Annotated in this window: 23 protein-coding genes; 9 read left to right on the plus strand and 14 right to left on the minus strand. The window is 66.3% G+C overall.

What is annotated here, in order from left to right; all coding sequences use genetic code 11:
• Positions 1–9: 9 nt before the first annotated feature.
• From fadE29 to ACKY0X_RS20005, 3 genes are read right to left on the minus strand one after another with little or no spacing between them, the layout of a single operon-like run.
• Positions 10–1,173, minus strand: coding sequence for an acyl-CoA dehydrogenase FadE29 (fadE29, locus tag ACKY0X_RS19995; protein ID WP_065039177.1), 1,164 nt, complete (start codon positions 1,171–1,173; stop codon positions 10–12).
• A complete protein-coding gene (locus tag ACKY0X_RS20000; protein WP_409427410.1) occupies positions 1,174–2,178 on the minus strand; it encodes an acyl-CoA dehydrogenase family protein in 1,005 nt (334 codons plus the stop codon).
• A 37-nt stretch (positions 2,179–2,215) separates the two neighbouring features.
• Positions 2,216–3,466, minus strand: a complete 1,251-nt coding sequence (locus ACKY0X_RS20005) for a cytochrome P450 (protein ID WP_409427411.1) — start codon at positions 3,464–3,466, stop codon at positions 2,216–2,218.
• A 158-nt stretch (positions 3,467–3,624) separates the two neighbouring features.
• Here ACKY0X_RS20005 and ACKY0X_RS20010 point away from each other — a divergent pair, with 158 nt between their 5' ends.
• The 4 genes from ACKY0X_RS20010 to ACKY0X_RS20025 all read left to right on the plus strand — a co-directional run bounded on the left by ACKY0X_RS20010 (position 3,625) and on the right by ACKY0X_RS20025 (position 9,422).
• Complete coding sequence (locus tag ACKY0X_RS20010) at positions 3,625–4,776, plus strand: steroid 3-ketoacyl-CoA thiolase (protein ID WP_409427412.1); 1,152 nt, start codon at positions 3,625–3,627, stop codon at positions 4,774–4,776.
• Positions 4,776–5,165 carry a hypothetical protein gene (locus ACKY0X_RS20015; RefSeq protein ID WP_409427413.1) on the plus strand — a complete coding sequence of 130 codons (390 nt, stop codon included), beginning with the start codon at positions 4,776–4,778 and terminating at the stop codon, positions 5,163–5,165. The genes ACKY0X_RS20010 and ACKY0X_RS20015 overlap by 1 nt, the downstream gene beginning before the upstream one ends.
• An 81-nt stretch (positions 5,166–5,246) precedes the next feature.
• Entirely contained in the window at positions 5,247–5,663 is a 417-nt protein-coding gene (locus ACKY0X_RS20020; RefSeq protein WP_409429712.1) for a nitroreductase family deazaflavin-dependent oxidoreductase, read from the plus strand.
• A 651-nt stretch (positions 5,664–6,314) separates the two neighbouring features.
• Positions 6,315–9,422, plus strand: coding sequence for a helix-turn-helix transcriptional regulator (locus ACKY0X_RS20025; RefSeq protein WP_409427414.1), 3,108 nt, complete (start codon positions 6,315–6,317; stop codon positions 9,420–9,422).
• Positions 9,423–9,431: 9 nt separating this feature from the next.
• Here ACKY0X_RS20025 and ACKY0X_RS20030 read toward each other — a convergent pair whose 3' ends face one another.
• From ACKY0X_RS20030 to ACKY0X_RS20040, 3 genes are all read right to left on the minus strand, one after another.
• Positions 9,432–10,397, minus strand: coding sequence for a fatty acid desaturase (locus tag ACKY0X_RS20030; RefSeq protein WP_409427415.1), 966 nt, complete (start codon positions 10,395–10,397; stop codon positions 9,432–9,434).
• A gap of 391 nt (positions 10,398–10,788) precedes the next feature.
• The gene (locus ACKY0X_RS20035; RefSeq protein WP_409427416.1) at positions 10,789–11,694 is read right to left on the minus strand and encodes an SDR family oxidoreductase; all 906 of its coding nucleotides are present in this window, start codon (positions 11,692–11,694) and stop codon (positions 10,789–10,791) included.
• Between the two features lie 29 nt (positions 11,695–11,723).
• The gene (locus ACKY0X_RS20040; protein ID WP_409427417.1) at positions 11,724–12,488 is read right to left on the minus strand and encodes an SDR family oxidoreductase; all 765 of its coding nucleotides are present in this window, start codon (positions 12,486–12,488) and stop codon (positions 11,724–11,726) included.
• 68 nt (positions 12,489–12,556) lie between these two features.
• Here ACKY0X_RS20040 and echA20 point away from each other — a divergent pair, with 68 nt between their 5' ends.
• The 4 genes from echA20 to ipdC are packed head-to-tail and all read left to right on the plus strand — an operon-like array spanning position 12,557 to position 16,006.
• Positions 12,557–13,315, plus strand: a complete 759-nt coding sequence (echA20, locus tag ACKY0X_RS20045; RefSeq protein WP_409427418.1) for a (7aS)-7a-methyl-1,5-dioxo-2,3,5,6,7,7a-hexahydro-1H-indene-carboxyl-CoA hydrolase — start codon at positions 12,557–12,559, stop codon at positions 13,313–13,315.
• Positions 13,312–14,190: a cholesterol ring-cleaving hydrolase subunit IpdA gene (gene ipdA, locus ACKY0X_RS20050; RefSeq protein ID WP_409427419.1), complete on the plus strand. Its 879-nt coding sequence runs from the start codon at positions 13,312–13,314 to the stop codon at positions 14,188–14,190. Before echA20 ends, ipdA begins: the two co-directional genes overlap by 4 nt.
• On the plus strand, positions 14,187–14,939 hold the full coding sequence (gene ipdB, locus ACKY0X_RS20055; RefSeq protein ID WP_409427420.1) for a cholesterol ring-cleaving hydrolase subunit IpdB: 753 nt from the start codon (positions 14,187–14,189) through the stop codon (positions 14,937–14,939). Before ipdA ends, ipdB begins: the two co-directional genes overlap by 4 nt.
• Positions 14,936–16,006, plus strand: a complete 1,071-nt coding sequence (gene ipdC / locus ACKY0X_RS20060) for a (3aS,4S,5R,7aS)-5-hydroxy-7a-methyl-1-oxo-octahydro-1H-indene-4-carboxyl-CoA dehydrogenase (RefSeq protein ID WP_409427421.1) — start codon at positions 14,936–14,938, stop codon at positions 16,004–16,006. The genes ipdB and ipdC overlap by 4 nt, the downstream gene beginning before the upstream one ends.
• A 9-nt stretch (positions 16,007–16,015) precedes the next feature.
• Here the strand turns inward: ipdC and ACKY0X_RS20065 are convergent, their stop codons facing one another.
• The 3 genes from ACKY0X_RS20065 to ACKY0X_RS20075 all read right to left on the minus strand — a co-directional run bounded on the left by ACKY0X_RS20065 (position 16,016) and on the right by ACKY0X_RS20075 (position 18,183).
• Positions 16,016–16,933: a DUF559 domain-containing protein gene (locus tag ACKY0X_RS20065; RefSeq protein WP_409427422.1), complete on the minus strand. Its 918-nt coding sequence runs from the start codon at positions 16,931–16,933 to the stop codon at positions 16,016–16,018.
• Positions 16,934–17,072: 139 nt separating this feature from the next.
• Entirely contained in the window at positions 17,073–17,465 is a 393-nt protein-coding gene (locus ACKY0X_RS20070) for a VOC family protein (protein ID WP_065039190.1), read from the minus strand.
• A 31-nt stretch (positions 17,466–17,496) separates the two neighbouring features.
• Positions 17,497–18,183 carry a DUF899 domain-containing protein gene (locus tag ACKY0X_RS20075; protein WP_409427423.1) on the minus strand — a complete coding sequence of 229 codons (687 nt, stop codon included), beginning with the start codon at positions 18,181–18,183 and terminating at the stop codon, positions 17,497–17,499.
• A gap of 86 nt (positions 18,184–18,269) precedes the next feature.
• Here ACKY0X_RS20075 and ACKY0X_RS20080 point away from each other — a divergent pair, with 86 nt between their 5' ends.
• Positions 18,270–18,935, plus strand: coding sequence for a TetR/AcrR family transcriptional regulator (locus ACKY0X_RS20080; RefSeq protein WP_409427424.1), 666 nt, complete (start codon positions 18,270–18,272; stop codon positions 18,933–18,935).
• A gap of 18 nt (positions 18,936–18,953) precedes the next feature.
• Here the strand turns inward: ACKY0X_RS20080 and ACKY0X_RS20085 are convergent, their stop codons facing one another.
• From ACKY0X_RS20085 to ipdE1, 5 genes are read right to left on the minus strand one after another with little or no spacing between them, the layout of a single operon-like run.
• Positions 18,954–19,619, minus strand: coding sequence for a TetR/AcrR family transcriptional regulator (locus ACKY0X_RS20085; protein WP_409427425.1), 666 nt, complete (start codon positions 19,617–19,619; stop codon positions 18,954–18,956).
• A gap of 11 nt (positions 19,620–19,630) precedes the next feature.
• Positions 19,631–20,797 carry a steroid 3-ketoacyl-CoA thiolase FadA6 gene (gene fadA6, locus ACKY0X_RS20090; protein ID WP_409427426.1) on the minus strand — a complete coding sequence of 389 codons (1,167 nt, stop codon included), beginning with the start codon at positions 20,795–20,797 and terminating at the stop codon, positions 19,631–19,633.
• A gap of 1 nt (position 20,798) precedes the next feature.
• On the minus strand, positions 20,799–21,377 hold the full coding sequence (gene kstR2 / locus ACKY0X_RS20095) for a TetR family transcriptional regulator KstR2 (RefSeq protein WP_409427427.1): 579 nt from the start codon (positions 21,375–21,377) through the stop codon (positions 20,799–20,801).
• Between the two features lie 4 nt (positions 21,378–21,381).
• A complete protein-coding gene (gene ipdF, locus ACKY0X_RS20100; RefSeq protein WP_409427428.1) occupies positions 21,382–22,182 on the minus strand; it encodes a (5R,7aS)-5-hydroxy-7a-methyl-1-oxo-2,3,5,6,7,7a-hexahydro-1H-indene-carboxyl-CoA reductase in 801 nt (266 codons plus the stop codon).
• A complete protein-coding gene (gene ipdE1, locus ACKY0X_RS20105) occupies positions 22,179–23,327 on the minus strand; it encodes an acyl-CoA dehydrogenase IpdE1 (protein ID WP_409427429.1) in 1,149 nt (382 codons plus the stop codon). The genes ipdF and ipdE1 overlap by 4 nt, the downstream gene beginning before the upstream one ends.
• Between the last annotated feature and the right edge of the window lie 67 nt (positions 23,328–23,394).

The raw sequence follows: 23,394 nt of genomic DNA on the forward strand, positions 1-23,394 counted from the left end.
CTCCTCGACTCATCGTGACACCCGCGGAACCTTCAGCCCAGAAGCGGCGATCATCTCGCGCATGACCTCGTTCACGCCGCCGCCGAAGGTGATCACCAGGTTGCGCTTGGCCATCTTGTCCAGCCAGACCAGGACTTCGGCGGTCTCGGGGTCCGCCGGGTTGCCGAATCGGCCGACGATCTCCTCAGCGAGGCGATTGACTTCCTGGATCCGCTCGGTGGAGAACACCTTGGTGGCCGCAGCGTCGGCGACGGCGATGTTCTCGCCCGAGGCCGCCACCTGCCAGTTGAGCAACTCGTTGATACGCCAGATCGACTTGATCTGCGCCAGCAGATGTTTCACGTCGTCGTGCTCGATCGGCGTAACGCCGTCCGAACCAGGCTTGGACGCCCAGCGGTGTACCTGGTCGTAGATGCCGGCGATGCGACCAGCCGGACCCAGACCGACGCGCTCGTGGTTGAGCTGAGTCGTGATCAGCTTCCAGCCGCCGTTCTCCTCGCCGACCAGCATGTCGGCGGGTACGTGCACGTCGTTGTAGTACGTCGCGTTGGTGTGATGGGCCCCATCGGACAGGATGATCGGAGTCCAGGAGTATCCGGGATCCTTCGTGTCGACGATGAGAATCGAGATGCCCTTGTGCTTGGCAGCGGTCGGGTCGGTTCGGCAGGCCAGCCAGATGTAGTCGGCGTCGTGGGCGCCGGTGGTCCACATCTTCTGCCCGTTGACGATGTATTCGTCACCGTGCTTGACCGCGGTCGTGCGCAGTGAGGCGAGATCCGTACCGGCGTCGGGTTCGGAGTAGCCGATCGCGAAATGCACGTCGCCGGAAAGAATTCCAGGCAGGAACTTCTTCTTCTGCGCTTCGGTGCCGAGCAATTGCAGCGTGGGGCCGACGGTCTGCAAGGTGACCATCGGCAACGGGATGTCGGCCCGGTTGGCTTCGTTGATGAAGATCTGCTGCTCGACGGGACCGAATCCCAGGCCGCCGTACTCCTTGGGCCAGCCGACGCCCAACTTGCCGTCGCTGCCCATCCGCTTGATCACGGCACGGTAGGCCTCGTTGTGCCGATCCGACTCCATCGCCTGCGCCTCTTCGGGCGTGATGAGGGTCGAGAAGTACTCGCGCAGTTCGGCTTGCAGCGCCCGCTGCTCGGGTGTCAGGTCGATGAACATTTACGCTCCCACCAGATCGAGGCGGTGCACGGGACCACCCAACAGCCGGGTCAAGTCTTTGATCGAGGAGTAGTAGCGGTCCATCGGGTAGGTGATGTCCATACCCATGCCGCCGTGCAGGTGGTGGCAGAGTCGCATGGCCGGTGCAGCCTGCGATGTCAGCCAGTAGCCCAGGATGCCGAGGTCTTCGCCGGCGTCCAGACCTTGGGCCAACCGCCAAATCGCTGACGTAGCCAGCAAGTCAATGGTCCGCGAGGCGATGTAGACCTCAGAAAGCTGCGCGGCCACGGTCTGGAACGTCGACAGGGGACGGCCGAACTGCTCGCGGGTGGCGACGTAGTCGGCGGTCAACCGCAGGGCACCGGCCACCAGCCCGGCCGCGAACGCTCCGGTGGCGGCCAGCACCAACTGGTTGACTCGGGTAACGCTGGCGCCGTCGAGCACGTCGGCGTCCTCGATCGCGACGTCGGCGAACGTCACCACGTATTCGTCGGATCCGTTGGAGGTCGGTGTCTTGGTGACCGTGACGCCGTCGGCGTCCGGGGCGACGACCACCACCGCCTTGTCAGCCGTGACGACCAACCATTTCGCCGTCTGGGCATAGGGAACACCGGTCTTGGTGCCGTTGAGCTTGCCGCCCGCAAAGCTGGTCTTGGGGTGCTCCGGCAGCTGTCGTCCGGGCTCGTTCAGCGCGGCCGAGAGCACCGCGCCGGCGGGCACCCCCGACAGATACCGGTCCTGCTGGCTGTCGGACGCCAGGTCCAGCAGCGGGATCAACCCCAGCCCCAAAGTTGCCAGCGCAGGACCGGTGGTGCCATGACGGCCGATCTCGGTCAGCGCGGTGGCCAGCTCCGACAGGCCCAGACCGTCGCCGCCGAGTCGCTCCGGCACGCCCAGCGCCGCGACCCCGCCGGCTACCAGCGCATCCCAGGTGTTGTCACGGTCGAGCACCGACGTCACCACATCGGCGACAGCCTGCTGCTCCGGGTTCGGTGTGAAATCCACCCGAATCCTCCTTGATTCGTCTAGGCCGTCAGTGTGCTCAGTGCGCGACCGGGCACGCACCCGAGTAGTCGACCGGCCAGTGCTTGATGCCGTTGAGCCAGCCGGACTTCAGCCGCTCCGGGTCGCCCATCGGCTTCAGGTCGGGCATGTGATCGGCGACCGCGTTGAAGATCAGGTTGATGGTCAGGCGGGCCAGGTTGGCGCCGATGCAGTAGTGCGCCCCGGTGCCGCCGAAGCCGACGTGCGGGTTGGGGTCGCGAAGGATGTTGAAGGTGAACGGGTCGTCGAACACCTCCTCGTCGAAGTTGGCCGAGCGGTAGGACATCACCACGCGCTCGCCGGCCTTGATCTTGACGCCGTCGATCTCGGTGTCTTCGCTGGCCGTGCGCTGGAACGCCGAAACCGGGGTGGCCCAACGAATGATCTCGTCGACGGCGGTCTGCGGCCGCTCCCGCTTGAACAACTCCCACTGGTCGGGGTTCTGCGAGAACGCGACCATGCCGTGTGTGATCGAGTTGCGACTGGTCTCGTTGCCGGCAACGGCCAGCATGATGACGAAGAAGCCGAACTCGTCATCGCTGAGCTTCTCGCCGTCGATGTCGGCCTGGATCAGCTTGGTCACGATGTCGTCGGTGGGGTTCTTGCCCCGCTCCTCGGCCATCTTCATGGCGTAGGTGATGACCTCGAACGACGACATCGCCGGGTCGACGTCGGCGTACTCCGGGTCCTCGCCGGCGGTCATCTCGTTGGACCAGCGGAACAACTTGTCCCGGTCGTCCTGGGGCACACCGAGCAGTTCGGCGATGGCCTGCAGCGGCAGCTCGCAGGACACCTGCTCGACGAAGTCACCGGTGTTGGACGCCGCCGCGGTCTGAGCGATCTTCTGCGCCCGGGCCTTCAGCTCGTCCTCGAGCCGCGAGAGGGCGCGGGGGGTGAAGCCCCGGGAGATGATCTTGCGCAGCCGGGTGTGGTGCGGTGCGTCCATGTTCAGCAGGACCGCGCGCTGCAGGTCGACGGCCTCGCGGGTCATCTCCTGCGGCCAGACCGGGATCGCGCCGTTCATGGCGCTGGAGAAGACGTCGCTGCGCAGCGAGACGTCCTTGACGTCCTTGTGCTTGGTCACCAGCCAGTAACCCTTGTCGCCAAAGCCTCCGGTGCCGCCCGGAACGTCGACCCAACGCACCGGTTCGGACTTACGCAGCTCGGCGAGTTCCTTGACCGGGAGGCCCTTCAGGCTCATCTCGGAGTCGAGGAAGTCGAAGTCGCTGGGGATGGCGGGGCAGCCCATGTGCCTACTCCTAGAGTGATCTGTTAGTCGGTTCGACGACGCCGAACAACGCCGTCTAGTGCCTGATTGCGACCATTGAAACACGGCCCGACCGCAGATCAAAGGCGGTGCTGCATCGTCGCTTGTCAGACTAATGAAACGTGTTCTAGCCTGGCCGCATGGGTAATCCTGTCATCGTCGAAGCCACCCGCAGCCCCATCGGTAAACGTAATGGCTGGTTGTCCGGCCTGCACGCCACCGAACTTCTCGGGGCGGTGCAGAAGGCCTTGGTTGCCAAGGCCGGGATTGACGCCGGCAGCGTCGAGCAGGTCATCGGCGGCTGCGTCACGCAGTTCGGCGAGCAGGGCAACAACGTCACCCGGCAGTCCTGGCTGGTGGCCGGGCTGCCCGAGCATGTCGGCGCCACCAGCATCGACTGCCAGTGCGGCAGCGCCCAGCAGGCCAACCACCTGATCGCCGGCCTCATCGCGACCGGCGCCATCGACATCGGCATCGCCTGCGGCATCGAGGCGATGAGCCGCGTGCCGCTGGGCGCCAACGGCGGCGGTGCGCGCGCAGCGTCGTGGGACATCGACCTGCCCAACCAGTTCGAGGCCGCCGAGCGCATCGCCAAGCGTCGGGGCATCACCCGCGCCGACGTGGACGCACTGGGGCTGCGGTCCCAGCAGCTGGCCAAGCAGGCCTGGGCCGAGGGACGGTTCGACCGGGAGATCTCCCCGATCGAGGCTCCGGTGATCGACGAGAACAAGCAGCCCACCTCCGAGCTGAACATCGTCAGCCGCGACCAGGGCCTGCGTGACACCACGGCAGAGGGCCTCGCGGCGCTGAACCCCGTCATAGAGGGCGGCATTCACACCGCCGGTACCTCGTCGCAGATCTCTGACGGCGCCGCCGCGGTGCTGTGGATGGATGAAGACAAAGCCAAGGCGCTCGGGTTGAAGCCGCGAGCCCGCATCGTCAGCCAGGCCAACGTCGGCTCCGAGACCTACTACCACCTGGACGGCCCGGTGCAGTCCACGGCCCGGGTGCTGGAGAAGGCCGGGATGAAGATGGGCGACATCGACCTGGTCGAGATCAACGAGGCGTTCGCCTCGGTGGTGCTGTCCTGGGCCGCGGTGCACAAGCCGGACATGGACCGGGTCAACGTCAATGGCGGGGCGATCGCGCTGGGCCACCCGGTGGGTTCCACCGGCAGCCGGCTGATCACCACGGCGTTGCACGAGCTCGAGCGCACCGACAAGTCGACAGCGCTGATCACCATGTGTGCCGGCGGGGCGCTGTCCACCGGCACCATCATCGAGCGCATCTAGTGGCGTCGGTTCCGGAGTCAGACCGCATCGCGGCGGCGCAGGCCTACATCGACGCGCTGGTCAGTCACGACGCCTCGGCGGTCCCGTTCAGCAGCGACTGCGTCCGCATCGAGGTCGGCCTCAAGACCGGTTTCTCGGGAAATCACTTGCGCCGCAGCCTCAACCGCGGTCCGCAGTTCCGGCTGATCTCGGCGGCCACGCTGCCGAAGTACAGCATCGAAGGCGATGACGTGCGGGCGATCTACGACATCATCACCAAGCCGTCGCTATTCGGGGTCCGGGTCTGCTCGCATGTCGACGAGGTTTTCCGGATCCCCGCCGACAGCCCCGACGGCACCGCCGTGATTCACCACATCCGCGCGGGGATTCGTCCGTTCATTCACCGTTAGAGTGAGCCAGTGAGCAACCCAGACACACCAGAGAAGCCGAAGTCACTGGATTCGCCGGTCACCGGGACGGTGATCAAGTGGATGTCGCGGGCCAACACCTGGGCCTACAAGGCAACCGGCGGCCGGGTCGGCGGTAAGTGGCGGTTGGGTACCAAGCACTTCGGCGAGGTTCCCGAGGTCGGCATTCTCACCACCACCGGGCGCAAGTCGGGTCAGCCGCGGGAATCCCCGCTGTTGTTTCTTCGCGAGGGTGACCGGGTGATCCTGGTGGCTTCCCAGGGCGGGCGCGCCACCAACCCGATGTGGTACCTGAACCTGAAGGCCAACCCGCAGGTGTCATTCCGGATCCGCAGCGAGGTGCTCATCCTGCGTGCCCGCGACGCCAGCGAGGCCGAGCGGGCCGCCTACTGGCCCAAGCTCGACAAGATGTACCCCGACTTCGTCAACTACCGGGCCTGGACCGATCGGGAGATCCCGATCGTCATCTGCGAGCCCTAGCAGCGCCGCTGAACCGCTGCTGTCCGGGATCGGGGCCATCGAGGTCCCGGGTAACTCGCTGGGCAGCTGGACACTGGCCAGAACGGGCAACCGGCCGCGGCCATGAACGACGTGCTCAGCGCATCGTCACCTGCCGCCTCATCCGCACGTAACCGAGCTACGAATCCGAGTAGCCAACGCGAGACCGCCGGCGTCTGACCTGCCTGCCTCGGCGGAGCAGAAGCCGATTCAACCGCATCGGCACCGGTCGCGCCGGCAATGCTGTTGCCGCCGGTACCCCTCTGCGAAAGCGTGCTCTCCCCCCTCCCCCAGAACATCGATTAACTGCCGAAATCGCGCTGGTATCGTTGCCGAGACTGGCCGGTAACTTAGCGGTAAAAGTACCTAGATGATGGGAAGCGAGCCTTACGACTGCACAACTGCACGGATGCACAGCCGATCCATCCGGGGGGAATGGAGAGCTTGCCCGCTAGCGCGAGCATCCTTGCCTCGGAGAGACGGTAGATGATGTCCAACGCGGATGTGGCACTTTCGCCACCTTCCCCACGAACAGTCCTCGTGGTCAGCCCCGGAGACTCCCGGCCGCAATGGCAGCCCCCGACGGAGTCGTTGACCAGCGGACTCTCGTGGCTGAAAAGCACACTCGCAGAAGTGGTTACCGCCCACCGTGGTGAACGGCTGGTGGAGCAGGACCACAAAGACAAGTTCGCCGTCGGGTTCGCCGATGCCAGCGATGCGGCCGCTTGTGCCATCGCCCTGCAGCACGCCCCCTGGGCGCCGATCCGTCCGCGGATCGCCCTGCACGCCACCGAGGTCTCGGTGGCCGAGCCCAGTGCGCACCCGCAGTCGCTGGTGAATCGCGCTGCACGATTGTGCGATCTGGCCCATAGTGGTCAGACGTTGTTGTCGGAGACCGCCCAGCCGTTGCTGGCTGATCGACTCCCGCGAGGGGCTTGGCTGATCGATCTGGGCGTGTTTCGACTGCGCGGCATACCGTATCCCGAACGGGTAGCGCAGCTCTGCCATCGCGAACTTCCCACCGACTTTCCGCCGCTTCGAACCGGAAATGCGGTGCACGAGCCTTACTTCCCGACACCCCTGACGAGTTTCGTCGGACGCCACGCGGAGCTGACCGAGCTGCGTCGGCTGGTCGATGGCAACCGTCTGGTGACGCTGACCGGTTCCGGCGGAGTCGGCAAGACGCGGCTGGCGCTGCAACTGGCCGAGGAGTTTGTCGACCGATTCCGCGACGGGGCATGGTGCGTCGATCTGGCGCCGATCGCCGACCCGGATCTGCTTCCGGAACGCGTGACACACATGTTGGGCCTGCCGGATCGATCGGACCGCTCCCCGGTCGACGCCCTGGTGCGTTTCATCGCCGACCGACAATTGCTGCTGGTGCTGGACAATTGTGAGCATCTGCTGGACGGGTGCGCGGAGTTGACCAGCACGCTGTTGGCCACCGGTGCAGAGCTGACCATCCTGGCGACGAGTCGGGCACCTATCGGGGTGGCCGGCGAAGTGACCTGGAAAACCCCATCGCTCTCACTCGGCGACGAGGCTGTCGAGTTGTTCCGGCAACGCGCTCGACTGGTCCGGCCAAGTTTCATCGACACAGATGGTGACGCCGCTTTGGTGACCGAAATCTGTCGGCGCCTAGACGGGGTGCCGTTGGCCATCGAACTCGCCGCGACGCGAGTTCGGGCGTTGTCACTGGCCGAGATCGCCGACGGGCTCGACGAGCGCTTCCAACTGTTGACCGGTGGCGCGCGCACGGTGGTTCCACGCCAGCAGACCCTGCGGGCATCAGAAGACTGGTCGCATGACTTGTTGAGCGAACCCGAGCGCGTGGTGTTTCGCCGTTTGGCACCATTCCGGGGCGGCTTCGACCTTGACGCCGCCCACGCGGTCGCCGGGGGTACCGACCTGCCGCGCGGACTGATCATCGACAAACTCACCCAGTTGGTGGACAAATCGCTGGTGATAGCCGACAGCACCGGGGAGTCGACGCGCTTCCGGATGTTGCAGACCGTGCAGCAGTACGCCTCGGAAAAGCTCGAGAAGGCCGGGGAATCCGACACTATCCGGGCGCGCCACCGTGATCACTACACAGACCTGTTCGGCTCCGAGGTGACCGCCGGATACGGCTGGCACATCGCGCAGGCGGAACTGGAGATCGACAACCTCAGGGCCGCCTTCACCTGGAGCCGCGACCATGGCGAGCTAGAGCTTGCCGCGCGTCTCGCGTCCTCGCTGCTCCCACTGTGGATCCACAGCCGGACCTTGGAAGGACTGGCATGGTTCAACGCGCTGCTCGCCGTTGGCGCCACGATGGCGCCTGGCGCGCGTGCCCGCACGCTCGCGGACAAAGCGATCTTTGACGCGTTGATCGGACACTACGGGCAGGCTCAACAAGCAGAGGAAGCGGTCGCGATCGCCCGCGACCTCGACGAGCCCGGTCTGCTCGCCTGGGCCCTGGCCGCCTGCGGCTTCACCTGTAGCTACAGTCCCGAACTCGCCCTGCCCTACTTCGAGCAGGCCATCGCACTGTCCCCCGCATTGAACGACAACTGGCGGTTGAGCCAGATATATGGCGTACAGGCGTATTCGGCGTTCGTGGCCGGTGACCTCGACACGCTGCGGCTCGCCGCAGAAAGAGGATCCGCCCTCGCCGATGCCGTTGGCGACTGGTCAGTTTCCCGGCTATGCCGCCTTTGCTTGGGAATCGCGCACCTTCACCGTGCCGAGCTCCCGATGGCCGTCGAGCAGGCTCGAACGGTAGCGACGGAAGCCGAGGCCGCGCACGACCCTTTGTTCAGTGCCCAGAGTCTGACGGTGCTTGCCGAAGCGCTGGGATGCCAGGGCGATACTCGCGGCGCGCGTGCGGCGGCGGACGCCTGCGTCGAGGCCGCCGCCGAACTGATCGACTTCCACCGCGCGTTTAGCTTCGGCGCGCTGACCGACACTTTGTTGGCCGCCGGCGATGTGCCCGGGGCGGCCAGGGCAGCTGATGCAGCGTGTGACGCGTGTGCGCTGCCCCAACTGCTGGCCATCAACGGCAATCCGGTCGCCCGAGTGGCACTGGCACGCGGCGACTTAGCCGCGGCTCGCCGTTGGGCTGATGAGGCATTGTCCGTGAGTTCGGGTATCCACCGGATACTCCTGCTGGAGATACGTGGCCGAGTGGCCATCGCCGAAGGTGAGCTTGAACAGGCCGAACGAGACGCGCGGGAGGCGCTGACGATCGCGGCGGACACCGAAGCAATTCTGGCCACCCCGGATCTGCTCGAATCCCTGGCGACAGTGGCCACTGCCGCAGGGCGATCCCACGATGCAGCACGGCTGTTGGGCTCAGCGGCTGGTGCCCGTAATCGCACCGGTGCGGTCCGCGCCAAGGTCTACGACGCCAACTACGAGACCACGGTCAAGAAACTGCGAGAAGCAATGCAGCAGAACGACTTTGAGCGGCGTTGGGCTCAGGGCTATTCATTGACTACGACTGAGGCCATCACGTACGCGTGCCGAGGCGACGAAAAGGGTAAAGCCAAGTCCAAACGTCCGTCCAGTGGTTGGGACTCACTGACCGCGGCCGAACGCAATGTCGTCCGTCTCATCAGCGCCGGTCTCCGAGACAAAGACATCGCTGCACAACTGAACGTCTCACCCCGAACTGTGCATTCGCACTTGAACCGGATCTACGCCAAGCTCAACATCTCGTCGCGCCTGCAACTCGCCCAAATGGCGGCGCAACATAGCTGACCCGGCGTATCAGGCGATCCGGGACTCAGGCTCCACGTACGCCCACTTTTTCAAGTGCCGGTATTCCTCGGCGTTGAGCTCCCGGCCAAGCAGGGTGCTGACGGCGACGTCGTGCTCCAGGTAGAGCTCCTCGTTGCGTCGCCATGCCTGCAGGTAGCGGTAGAACGGCAACCACGGGTGCAGGTGGTGGACCAGGTGGTAGTTCTGGGACAGGCTCAGCGGGGCCATCAGCCATTCCATCCCGACCCGAAGCCGGCTGGCGCGATAGCGGTCCTCACGCTGTGTGGCGTCAAGCCCGTGGTGCGGCAGCCAGTCGAAAGACCAGCCAATGATGAAAATGCCGATGCGCTGCGGGATCAACACAACCACCGCGAACAGCCAGAAGTGGTTGGTGACGATCGCGCCACCGACGATCGCGGCGGTCAGGAGAAACATCAGTGCCGTTTCCGCGACCTCAGCCAGCGGACGCCGCCAAGAATGCTGGATCCGGCCCCACAGCCTGCGGGTGTACCAAGACGCGTAGAAGACATCCATCAGCGCCCAGCGGAACGGCAGTTGCCAAACCGGCGCGTGAGTCGCGAACATGTCCGGATCGCGGTCGGGGTCGTTGGTGTGCCGATGATGCTCGCCGTGCACGTAGCCGAAAGACGGCAACGAGAACGGGAGCACCACGAACAGCCAGGCCAACCGGCCGACCACCGCATTGACCCAACGCACCGAGCAGAATGAGCGGTGCAGGGCTTCATGGGCCACCGAGAACATCACGTAGCTGACTGCGGTGCTCAGCGGAATGGCAGCCCAGGCCGGAAGCGATCCGCGAGCCGCTCCGACGGCCACCAGCACGAACACCACCAAAGCACCCACCCCGAGACCGAAGGTGGGCCACGCGAAGGTCGGTACGCCCTCGCCGGGATGCGGATGGCGTCGGCGCCGGGCTGCCGCCGGCGGGCTTTCCGCCGCTTCGAGCACCGACACAGAATCCTCCAGCCTTAGAGGCACATGAAAAAGTAACGGACGCGTAAAACGAGAACGAGTACAGACTACGTTGCTTTTCGAGGGGGTTGGGGAGCAAAGCATCGATGTCCGGCTAAGTAACTATCACAATATTGACGCCCACAGATAACGCCGCAGGTCCGCGCTTCGGGACTTTATTCCCCTTGCTGCAGTCCCCCGCTCGAAGGTGACCAAGATCGCACGATGCCGGTAGCAGGCGTTCGCGCCGGGACAGCGAATCGGTCTTAACGTCGCTCTGATGTCCGCACCAGCAGGCGCTAGGTTCCTGCGCGACAAGACCGCATGCTAAGCCCAGGTACCTCCGGATCCTGCAGCGGCCACCGACACCGTCGCCAGCAGACCCGCGCGGGGCTTATGCCCCGTACACCGGCACCGGCGGCCGTTCCTGGGCCAGCAGATCGGCGACGACCGGCCCCAGCTCGGCGGGGTCCCAGCGGGAGCCCTTGTCTGCCTGCGGTCCGTGCGCCCAACCTTCGGCGACGCGGATCTTGCCACCTTCGACCTCGAAGACCTTGCCGGTCACATCACGCGACTCGATGCTGCCCAGCCAGACCACCAGCGGGCTGACGTTCTCCGGGGCCATGGTGTCGAACGCTGCGTCCTGGGTGGCCATCATGTCGGCGAAGACAGTCTCGGTCATGCGGGTACGGGCCGACGGCGCGATGGCGTTGGCGGTGACGCCGTAGCGGCCCATCTCAGCGGCGGCGACCAGGGTCAGCGCGGCGATGCCCGCCTTGGAGGCGCTGTAGGTGGCCTGCCCGACACTGCCCTGCAGGCCGGCGCCCGAGCTGGTGTTGATGATCCGGGCGTCGACCGTTTCGCCGGACTTGGACTTGGCCCGCCAGTACGCGGCGGCGTGCTTCATGGTGGCGAAGTGGCCCTTGAGATGCACCGCAGTGACGGCGTCGAATTCCTCTTCGGTGGCGTTGGCGAACATCCGGTCGCGGACGATGCCGGCGTTGTTCACCAGCACGTCGAGCGTGCCGTAGGTGTCGACAGCCTGCTTGATCAGAGCCTCGGCCTGGCCCCAGTCGGCGACGTTCGAGCCGTTGGCGACGGCTTCACCGCCGGCTGCGACGATCTCGTCGACCACGCTCTGGGCAGCACTGCCTCCACCGGCCGGCGAACCGTCCAGGCCGACACCGATGTCGTTGACCACGACCCGGGCGCCCTCAGCGGCAAACGCCAGCGCGTGTGCCCGCCCGATTCCGCCGCCCGCTCCGGTGACGATGACTACGCGGCCGTCAAGAAGTCCCATCAGTGCTGTCTCCTTTTTTTGGGGTCGACTTACTTGTTCGCGCTGGATGCGTCGAGGTAGGCGGGGTTCTCGCCGCCACCGTGCACGGTCAGGCTGGCGCCAGTGACATAGGACGCCAGATCGGAACTCAAAAATGCGGCTGTCCAACCGATTTCGGATGGCTTGGCCAACCGCCCCAACGGTACGGTGGCGCCGACGGCGGCCACCGATTCGGCGTCGCCGTAGAACAGCTCGGACTGCTCGGTCTCGACCATGCCGACCACGATCGAGTTGATCCGCACCTTCGGCGCCCATTCGACGGCCAACGATGTGGTCAGGCTGTCCACCCCGGCCTTGGCCGCGCCGTAGGCCGCGGTGCCCGGTGACGGCCGACGGCCGCTGACACTGGTGATGTTGACGATCGAGCCGCCGCCGTCCTGGGTCTGCATGGCCGCGTTGGCGTGCGTGGACACCAGCAGGGCACTGAGCAGATTCAGCTCGATGATCTTGCGACTGAAGTTGGCCGACGCATCCGCGGCCAGTGCGAACGGAGACCCGCCGGCGTTGTTGACCACGATGTCGATCCGGCCGTGGGTGGCCACGATCGCCTCGATCAGGCCCTTCACCGCGTCGTCGTCGCGGACGTCGCAGGAATGGAACTCATACGGCGAGCCGTCCACCGGGCGCCGGGCGCAGGTCACCACCGTCGCGCCCTGATCAGCGAAGACGGCGCTGATGCCTGCGCCGACGCCGCGCACTCCGCCGGTCACCAGGACCACCTTGCCGGTCAATCCGAGGTTGATCGCATCACCCACTGTGCTAGCGTACCAAGCAAGTGCTTGCTTAGGTATCTAAGGCCCCAACACGACAGGGAAGTCCGCCCATGCCGATCACATCCAAAACCGTCGAACCGGGGATCGTCGCGGTCACCGTCGACTACCCGCCGGTCAATGCCCTGCCGTCGCGGGCCTGGTTCGAGCTCGGCGAGATCATCACCGCCGCCGGCAACGACATGTCCACCCACGCGGTGATCCTTCGCGCCGAGGGCCGCGGCTTCAACGCCGGTGTGGACATCAAGGAAATGCAGAACACCGAGGGCTTCACCGCCCTGATCGACGCCAACCGCGGTTGCTTCGCGGCATTCAAGGCCGTCTACGAGTGCGCGGTGCCGGTGATCGCCGCAGTCAACGGCTTCTGCGTCGGCGGCGGCATCGGCCTGGTCGGCAACGCCGACGTGATCGTGGCCTCCGACGACGCCAAGTTCGGCCTGCCCGAGGTGGAGCGCGGCGCCCTCGGTGCGGCCACCCACCTCTCCCGGCTGGTGCCGCAGCACATGATGCGCCGGCTGTTCTACACCGCGGCCACCGTCAACGCCGCCACCCTGCACCAGTACGGCTCGGTGCACGAGGTGGTCCCGCGCGCCGAGCTCGACGAGGCCGCGCTGCGGGTGGCCCGCGACATCGCGTCGAAGGACACCCGGGTGATCCGGGCGGCCAAGGAAGCCCTCAACCTCATCGACGTGCAGAAGGTCAATTCCAGCTACCGCATGGAGCAGGGCTTCACCTTTGAACTCAACCTCTCCGGTGTCGCCGACGAGCACCGCGACGAGTTCGCCGGGACCGAGAAGGGCGCCAAGAAATGAGCAAAGTAACGACTCTCGACGACGCCGTCGCCGAACTGCGCGACGGCATGACGATCGGTATCGGCGGCTGGGGCTCTCGCCGCAAGCCGATGGCGTTCGTCCGCGCCATCCTGCGCACCGACGTCAAGGATCTGACCGTAGTGACTTACGGCGGACCCGATCTGGGCCTGCTGTGTTCGGCGGGCAAGGTGCGCCGGGCCTACTACGGCTTTGTTTCCCTGGACTCTCCCCCGTTCTACGACCCGTGGTTCTCCAAGGCCCGGACCACCGGGGCCATCGAGGCCCGCGAAATGGACGAGGGCATGCTGCGCTGCGGCCTGCAGGCCGCCGCCCAGCGGCTGCCGTTCCTGCCGATCCGCGCCGGGCTGGGCAGCTCGGTGATCGACTTCTGGGAGGGTGAACTCAAGACCGTGGTGTCGCCGTACCCCGTTGAGGGCGGCCACGAGACCCTGGTCGCGATGCCGGCGCTGAACCTGGATGCCGCGTTCGTGCACATGAACATCGGCGATGAGCGCGGCAACGCCGCCTACACCGGGATCGACCCGTACTTCGACGACCTGTTCCTGATGTCGGCGCAGCGCCGGTTCCTGTCGGTGGAGAAGATCGTGCCCACCGAAGAGCTGATCTCCAGCACGTCGCCGCAGACCCAGGTGATCAACCGGATGATGGTGGACAAGGTGGTGGAGGCCCCGAATGGAGCCCACTTCACCATCGGGGCAGCCGATTACGGCCGCGACGAGAAGTTCCAGCGGCACTACGCCGAAGCCGCCAAGTCCGACGAGACCTGGGCGGAATTCAAGGCCACCTACCTGTCCGGTAGCGAAGACGACTACCAGGCGGCGGTTAAGGCATTCGGAGCGGAGGCACAAGCATGACCGACTCACCCACTCGCGCCGAGATCTGCGCCGTCGCCTGTGCCGAACTGTTCCGCGACGCCGGCGAGATCATGGCCTCACCCATGGCTACGGTGCCCTCGGTCGGCGCCCGGCTGGCCCGCCTGACCTTCGCCCCCGACCTTGTGCTCACCGACGGGGAGGCCCGCATCCTGGCCGACACCCCGGCGATCGGCAAGGTCGGGCCGCTGGAAGGCTGGATGCCGTTCAACCGGGTCTTCGAGACCCTGTCGTGGGGCCGGCGCCATGTGATCATGGGCGCCAACCAGATCGACCGCTACGGCAACCAGAACCTGTCGGCGTTCGGTCCGCTGCAGCAGCCCACCCGGCAGATGTTCGGGGTCCGCGGCGCACCCGGAAACACCATCAACCACACCACCAGCTACTGGGTGGGCGCGCACTCGTCGCGGGTGTTCTGCGAGGCCGTCGACATCGTCTCGGGCATCGGCTACGACAAGGTCGACCCGGCCAACCCGGCGTTCCGGTTCTTCAACCTGGGCGGCGTGGTGACCAACCTCGGGGTGTTCGACTTCAACGGCCCCGACCACCAGATGCGTGCGGTCTCGCTGCACCCCGGCGTCACCGCCGACGAGGTCACCGAGAACACCTCCTTCGAGGTGCACGGCCTGGCCGACGCCGCGACGACCCGGTTGCCCGAGTTCGAGGAACTGCGCCTTATCCGCGAGATCATCGACCCGAAGTCGCTGCGGGACAAAGAGGTAAGGGCGTGAGCCGCCTGCGCACCCCGCTGACCGAACTGGTCGGCATCGAACACCCGGTGGTGCAGACCGGGATGGGCTGGGTGGCCGGCGCCCGATTGGTTTCGGCCACCGCCAACGCCGGCGGACTGGGCATCCTGGCCTCGGCGACCATGACCATCGACGAGCTGGCCACCGCGATCTCCAAGGTGAAGTCGGCCACCGACAAGCCGTTCGGCGTCAACATCCGCGCCGACGCCTCCGACGCCGGCGACCGGGTGGATCTGATGATCCGCGAAGGCGTCAAGGTCGCCTCGTTCGCGCTGGCGCCCAAGGCCGAGCTGATCGCCAAGCTCAAAGAGGCCGGCTCCGTGGTCATCCCGTCGGTCGGTGCGGCCAAGCACGCCAAGAAGGTGGCGTCCTGGGGCGCCGACGCGGTGATCGTGCAGGGCGGCGAGGGCGGTGGGCACACCGGCCCGGTCGCCACCACACTGCTGTTGCCGTCGGTGCTTGACGCCGTCGCCGGTACCGGGGTCCAGGTGATCGCCGCCGGCGGGTTCTTCGACGGCCGCGGCCTGGCCGCCGCGCTGTCCTATGGTGCGACCGGTGTCGCGATGGGCACCCGGTTCCTGCTGACCAGCGATTCCACCGTTCCGGACGCGGTCAAGCAGCGCTACCTGGCCGCCGACCTGAGCGGCACCGTGGTCTCCACCCGAGTCGACGGCATGCCGCACCGGGTGCTGCGCACCGAACTGGTGGAGAAGCTCGAAAGCGGTTCGCGGGCACGCGGTTTCAGCGCCGCTATTCGCAACGCGGCCAAGTTCAAGAAGATGTCGCAGATGAGCTGGCCGACCATGGTCAAAGACGGGCTAGCGATGCGGCACGGCAAGGAACTCACCTGGTCGCAGGTGCTGATGGCCGCCAACACCCCGATGCTGCTCAAGGCCGGCCTGGTGGAAGGCAACACCGAAGCCGGCGTGCTGGCCTCGGGCCAGGTGGCCGGCATCCTGGACAGCCTGCCGTCCTGCGCCGAGCTGATCAGCTCGATCGTCGACGAGGCCGTCGAGCACTTGAAGGCCGCCTCGTCCCACATCGCCTGAGCGCCAATCTCACGACGCGACACCCCGCGGCGGCGTCGCGAGATTGCCGCTCGCGGAGGGTCGGGCCCAGCCGGCGGCGTACATCGCGTGCTCGACCCGACCAATCAGCGTCGCCCGCCGGTAGCGCAGCAGCTCCGAGCTGACCCGAATGATCACCCAGCCCGCCTCGGCCAGTGCCACCTGGCGGTCGATGTCACGCTGCCGTTGCGTCGGGTCGGTCCAATGCTGCGCACCGTCGTATTCGATTCCGACCTTCAGCTCCCGGTAGCCCATATCGACCCGGCCCACGAATTGCCCGTAGTCGTCGCAGACCACGATCTGGGTCTCCGGGCGCGGCAACCCGGCGTCGATCAACACCAGCCGGACGCGGCTCTCCTGATAAGACTCGGCCCCGCTGTCTATAAGCGGCAGCACCGCGCGCAGCCGGTTCAGGTCCCGTGCCCCGCGATGCGCGGAGATGACTGCCTCGACGTCGGCGATTCCGATCCCGGTGGCTCTCGCCAGCGCGTCAAGGCGCTGGACGGCAGCAGGCCGCGACCTGGTTCGCCGGCCGATGTCGAAGGCGGTGCGTGCCGGGCTGGTGACTGCAATCCCGTCGACGGTCGTCACCTCGCCCGGATTGAGGGTGTCTCGGTACACGACGAGCTTCGGCGGGGGCTGGCGGTTGTCGTGCACGAGCTCGGCGTTCAGCGCGTCACTCATCCACTTCGCGCCGAGGAGTGCGGCGGCGGAGTTGCCGGCGACCACGCCGCGGCGGCGGGACCACAACCACGCCGCGACCGCCCGTTGTCGCGCCGTCAGCGTGATGCCCGATGGCGTGTAGACGCCCGGGTAGACCGGTTCGTAGAGCGCCCGCATCGCCCGCTCGGGGAGGGCCTTGGCAGCCAGCGCCTCCTGCCCCAGGAATGGCCAGGCCGGTTCCTCCATGGTCCGAAAGCGTGCCGGAGGTCGCGCGCAGCACGCTGACACCCATCCACAGGGCGCGAGTGGCAATCTCACGACACGACACGCGGTGACAGCGTCGTGAGATTGCAACTCGGCGGAGGGGCGCGGGTTAGGCGGGCGGCTAGGCCTCGACCACCATCAGGGTGTGCCCGGTCGGGTCACGAAGCCAGAACATCGGCGGAACCGGGTCGCCCATCCGGGCCACCTGGTCATCCACGTCGACCCCGAGCTCACGTATCGCGGCGTGCGTGGCTTCGATGTCGTCGGTGGTCAGGGTGATCCCGGTGACCACCGGCTCGACCGGACCGCTCTCCGGCGGCGGCGGGGCCAGCGCGATCCCGGTGTTCCCCTCGGGCGGGTAGACCTCGATCCACCGGTAGCCGCCACCGAATTCTTCGTCGGTTCGCTTCTCGAATCCCAGCGACTCGTAGAACGCCACCGCCTTGTCCTGCTCAACGGTCGGCACACATACCAGGTTGATCGTCTTCAGGCCGATCTTGGCAGTGCTCATCATGCTCCTTCGGGGTTGGGATGGATTGGGAAAACTACGAATTCGAGCCGTATAGCTGAGCGATCTCCGGCGAGCTGGCCCAGCGACTGTAGGTGGGGCCCTGCGGCCAGCCGTCGGGCGAGTCCTGCCACTGCTCCTGACGCCCATAGGGCAGCACGTCGATCAGCGGAAACACGTGGCTGAGTTGTTCAACCCCGCGGTGGTTGGTGAACCACGTGCGGTAGACCGCGTCACCTTGGCGCAGAAAGACATTCACTGCGAACTGGCCGCCCGGCGGCACGCCGACATCAGTCCCGAACGGGCTGTTGGCGGTGCTGTACCAAGCCATCTGGTTGCCGACTCGCCGCTTGTACGCGATCGCTTCGTCGATCGGCCCCTGCGTGACGATGACGAACCGTGCGTCATAGGCGTCGAGGAAGTCGAGTCGGGTGAATTGCGCGGTGTAGCCGGTGCACCCCGGGCACTGCCATTCCTGGCCGGGCGTCCACATGTGGTGGTAGACGATCAGTTGACTCTTGCCCTCGAACACCTCAGGCAGGCGCACGGGCCCCCGCTCGCCCTCGAGCACATAGTCGTCCATGGCGACCATGGGCAGACGCCGGCGCAGCGCCGCGATCGCGTCGAGTTCGTGGGTGGCCGCCTTTTCCCGGACGCGTAACGCGTCGAGTTCTCGTTGCCAGGTCTGGTGATCCACGACCGGCGGCGCCTTGAAACCCGTCATCGGCGAAAACCCCCATTGGTATGTGTACGGCGTCTACATTGGCTATGTTCACACCGTACACTTGGACCCGAGGGGGCTGTCAAGAGGTGACTGCGACTAAGACCGGTTATCACCATGGCGACCTGGGCGCGGCGCTGATCGACGCCGGCCTGCAGCTGACCCGGCTCGGCGGTCCAGAGGCTCTCACGGTCCGGGAGGCGACCCGGCGAGTCGGGGTCTCCCCTAACGCCGCGTACCGCCACTTTGCCGACCGCGAGGCACTGTTGAGGGCCGTCGCGATCGCCATCGGAGACCGGATGGCCGCACGCATGCTCCTACCGGTGAGCCGACGAGGCTCACCACAGAACCGGGCACGCAACCAGCTCCGCGCAGTCGGACTCGGCTACATCGGGTTCGCGTTGGACGAGCCCGGGTGGTTCACCGTGGCCTTCTTCGGCGGTTCAGCGAGCCTCGACGGAGGAGAGGCGAAACTGGAGCCGGCGCACAAGCCGAGCGGCTCCGGGGTCACCTCGATCGACAACGACGGAGTCCCCCCACCGTTTCGCGCGCTGGTCGACGCACTCGATGCGATGGCCGATGCCGGTGTGCTGCACGCGAACCGGCGCGCCGGCGCGGAGTGGCCGTGCTGGTCGGCGGTGCACGGATTCGCCGAGCTGGCCCTGCGCGGGCCACTGCGCGGCGCCCCCCGCCCCGACCTGGACGCGCTGGCAGGGCGAACGGTCGACGACATCATCGCCGGTCTGGTCGGGTGAGGCGGCGACTACGCGGCTTCAGCTCGCCTGGGCGGGCAGATGGATCCCGTTGCTGACGGTGATCAGGAACGCGGTGAGGTCATGCGTGAGGTCGTCGATCGACCGCGGCGGGTCGTTCTGGTACAGGAAGTCAGCGACGATCTCGAACAGACCCCCAACGGTGGCCACCGCCATCGCCCGGTAGTCGGCCGGCTCCCCGGGTTGGGCCTTGCTGCGCCAGAACGACTCGATGAAATTCGCGGCCCACTTGCGGTTGGCCCGCCGTTGCGCCTCGACCCGCGGCGAGATTCCGGTGCTTTCCCGGAACGCAACGACAGCCACTCGAGGGTCGACAACCAGCTCATGGGCGAACACCGTCAGGACACGCCGCACCGTCGCCTCTTCGGTCTCGTCGGGAGCGCCGTGGTGCAACTCCTCCTCGACCCTTGCCTCGATGCGGTCGCCGATCTCGTTCATCAGCGCCAGGTAGCAGTCTTCCTTGCTGTCGAACAGCTCATAGAACGCCTTGTTGCCGACGTAGGCCGTTTGGCAGATCTGCTCGATCGAGGTATTGACGTAACCGTCCCGGGCAAACAATTCGAACGCTGCGGTCAGGAGTTGCTCACGGCGCTGAGCTCGGCGCTGATCAGCGTCGAGTCCGCGAATCCGGCGCCCCCCTGGTGCCGACGGAGTCGGTGTTTCCATAGAAACCGATTTTAGCCGCCGAGGCGCTCGATGATCGTGACGTTAGCGGTGCCCCCGCCTTCGCACATCGTCTGCAAACCGTATCGGCCGCCGGTGCGCTCCAGTTCGTTGAGCATGGTGGTGAACAACTTGGCACCGGTCGCCCCCAGCGGGTGGCCCAGCGCGATCGCCCCACCGTTGGGATTGACCTTGGCCGGGTCGATCGGGAACTCCTTCATCCAGGCCTGCACCACCGGAGCAAACGCCTCGTTGATCTCAACAACATCAATATCGTCGATTCCGAGCCCGGTCTTCTCCAGCGCGTAGCGGGTGGCCGGAATCGGGCCGGTCAGCATGATCACCGGGTCATCACCACGGGCGCTGATGTGGTGGATGCGGGCGCGCGGCTTCAGGTTGTGCTCCCGCACTGCGCTTTCTGAGGCCAGCAGCACCGCAGCCGAGCCGTCACAGATCTGGCTGGAGAGCGCAGCGGTCAGCCGGCCACCCTCGACCAGCGTCTTGAGACCCGCCATCTTCTCCAGCGTGGACTCACGCGGGCACTCGTCGACCCGGAAACCATCGACGTCAATGATCTCGTTGTCGAAACGGCCCTCGGCGATCGCGGCGAACGCCCGCTGGTGGCTCTGCAGTGCGAAGCGCTCCATGTCCTCGCGGGAGATATCCCAGCGCTCGGCGATCATCTCGGCGCCGCGGAACTGCGAGACCTCTTCGTCCCCGTAGCGTTCCAGCCACTTCTTCGACTCGTTGGTCGGGGAGGTGAAGCCGAACTGCTCGCCGACGACCATTGCCGACGAGATCGGGATCTGGCTCATGTTCTGCACGCCGCCGGCCACGATCAGGTCCGCGGTGCGCGACATGATCGCCTGCGCGCCGAACGAGATGGCCTGCTGGCTGGAACCGCACTGCCGGTCGACGGTCACCCCGGGAACCCCTTCGGGGAAGCCGGCCGCCAGCCACGCGAGCCGGCCGATGTTGCCGGCCTGGCCACCGACGGCGTCCACGCAGCCGGCGATCACATCATCGACGGCCGCCGGGTCTACGCCGACGCGGTCCAGCAGACCGCGAAAGGCCAACGCGCCCAAGTCGATCGGGTGGACGCCGGCCAGCGATCCGTTGCGCTTGCCGACGGCGGTGCGAACGGCGTCGATGACATACGCTTCAGAAACTTGTGCGGCCATTTCAGACTCCTTCTTTGGTGATACCACCCAGCACGATGGCGAGGTATTGTCTGCCGACTTGTTCGGCGGTCAGTGGGCCACCCGGCTGGTACCAGCGCACCGATACCCAGGTGGTGTCGCGGATGAAGCGATAGACCAGGTCGACGTCGAGGTCGGGTCGGAAGATTCCCGCTTCAATGCCCTGCGCCAGCACGTCAAGCCACATCTTACGTTGCTGACGGTTGCGTTCGTCGACGTAGGAGAACCGTTCGTGAGACGACAGCCGCTTGGCTTCGTCCTGGTAAATGACGACCTGGGCGTGCCGATGCTCGATCGCGTCGAACGAGGCCAGGAACAGTCCCTTGAGTCGCTCCAGCGGATCGGTTTCGCTGTCGATGATCTGCTGGTAGCGGGCGAACAGCCAGTCCAGAAAGTCGCGCAGCACCTCGTCGACCATCTCCTCTTTGGAGGAGAAGTGGTGATACAGACTGCCGGACAAGATCCCGGCGGCGTCGGCGATGTCACGCACGGTCGTGGCACGCAGGCCACGCTCGGCGATCATCGCCGCCGCCAGGTTCAGGAGTTCGTCACGGCGCGTCATGGCATCAGGCGCGCTGGCTGGAAACCGAGATGACCTCGCCGGTGAGGTAACTGGAGTAGTCGCTGGCCAAGAACGCGATGGTGGTGGCGATCTCCCACGGCTCGGCCGCCCGGCCGAACGCCTCCCCGTCAGCGAGGCGGTCCAGCAGTTCGGCCGAGCTGGTCTTCTCCAAGAACTTGTGCCGGGCGATCGACGGCGAGACGGCGTTGACCCGCACCCCGTATTCGACGGCCTCGATCGCGCTGCACCGGGTCAAGGCCATCACGCCGGCCTTGGCCGCGGCGTAGTGCGACTGCGAATGCTGTGCACGCCAACCCAATACGCTGGCATTGTTGACAATCACCCCGCCGTGTTCGACACCGCGGAAGTAGCGCAGCGCCGCCCGGGTTGCCCGCATCACCGAGGTGAGGGTCACGTTGAGCACGCGGTCCCACTCGTCGTCGGTCATGTCGATCACCGGGGTCTGCCCGCCGAGCCCGGCGTTGTTGACCAGCACGTCGAGCCGGCCCATCTTCGCCACGGCCTCGTCGAACAGTGCATCCACCGCAGCGGTGGAGGTGACGTCGCAGACCACCGCCTCCACCCGGCCCAGGCCGAGGCCGGCCAGTTCGTCGCGGGTCTCGCCCAGGCGGCGCTCGTGGTAGTCGGAGACCACCACGTCAGCGCCTTCGAGCAGCGCACGCCGCGCGGTCGTGGAGCCGATCCCGGTGCCGGCGGCCGCGGTCACCAGGACCGTCTTGCCTGCCAAGAGGCCGTGGCCGGCGATCTCTTCCGGCGTCTTGGACAGATCCGAATTCGAGCTCATCCCTTTGCCTCCCGGGGTAGGCCGAGAACCCGCTCGGCGATGATGTTGCGCTGAATCTCGTTCGACCCGCCGTAGATGGTGTCCGAGCGGGTGAACAGGTAGAGCCGCTGCCACTCGTCGAACTCGCCGTCGCGCAGCACCATCGAGTCACGTCCGATGATGTCCATGGCCAGCTCACCCAGGTCGCGATGCCAGTTGGCCCACAGCAGCTTGGAAACGTTGTCCTGGCCGGGCTGCTCGACGTCCATGGTGGCCATCGCATACGACCGCATCGACCGCAGGCCGACCCAGGATCGGGTCAACCGCTCCCGGATCAACGGGTCTTCGGCGGCACCGTTGCGCTGGGCAAGCTCGGAGAGCGCGGAAAGCTCACGGGCGTAACGGATCTGCTGACCCAGTGTGGACACGCCACGCTCGAAGGTGAGCGTGCCCATCGCGACCTTCCAGCCGTCACCGGGCTCCCCCACCACCAGGTCGGCGTCGGTGCGGGCGTCGTCGAAGAACACCTCGTTGAACTCCGAGGTGCCGGTGAGCTGCACGATCGGCCGGATCTCGACGCCGGGCTGGTCCAACGGCACCAATAGGTAAGACAGTCCGTTGTGTCGCTTGGAGCCCTTCTCGGTGCGGGCCACCACGAAGCACCACTGCGACAGGTGCGCCAGTGACGTCCAGACCTTCTGGCCGTTAATGACCCACTGATCACCGTCGAGGACGGCCGTGGTGGCCACATTGGCCAGGTCACTGCCGGCGCCCGGCTCGGAATAGCCCTGGCACCACAGCTCGGTGACATTGCGAATACCGGGCAGGAAACGCTGCTGCTGCTCGGGCGTGCCGAAGGCGATCAGGGTCGGCCCCAGCAGCTCTTCGCCCAGGTGGTTGACCTTGTCCGGCGCGTCAGCCTTGGCGTACTCCTCGTAGAACGCCACCCGGTGCGCCACCGACAGGCCGCGCCCGCCGTGTTCCACCGGCCAGCCCAGGCAGGTCAGCCCGGCGTCGGCGAGATGGCGGTTCCACGCCATCCGCTCCTCGAACGCCTCATGCTCGCGCCCCGGGCCCCCCAGGCCCTTGAGCTCGGCGAACTCCCCGACCAGGTTGTCGGCCAGCCATGCACGGACCTCAGCCCGGAACTCCTCGACTGCTTGCACCCTTGTAGGCTAACCTACCAAGCACTTGCTCGGCTACGAGCCGTCGAGCCCAGGGAGCCCGCGCTGA

It is taken from the genome of Mycobacterium sp. SMC-11 (genome assembly GCF_046250095.1).
Classification (GTDB): domain Bacteria; phylum Actinomycetota; class Actinomycetes; order Mycobacteriales; family Mycobacteriaceae; genus Mycobacterium; species Mycobacterium heraklionense_A.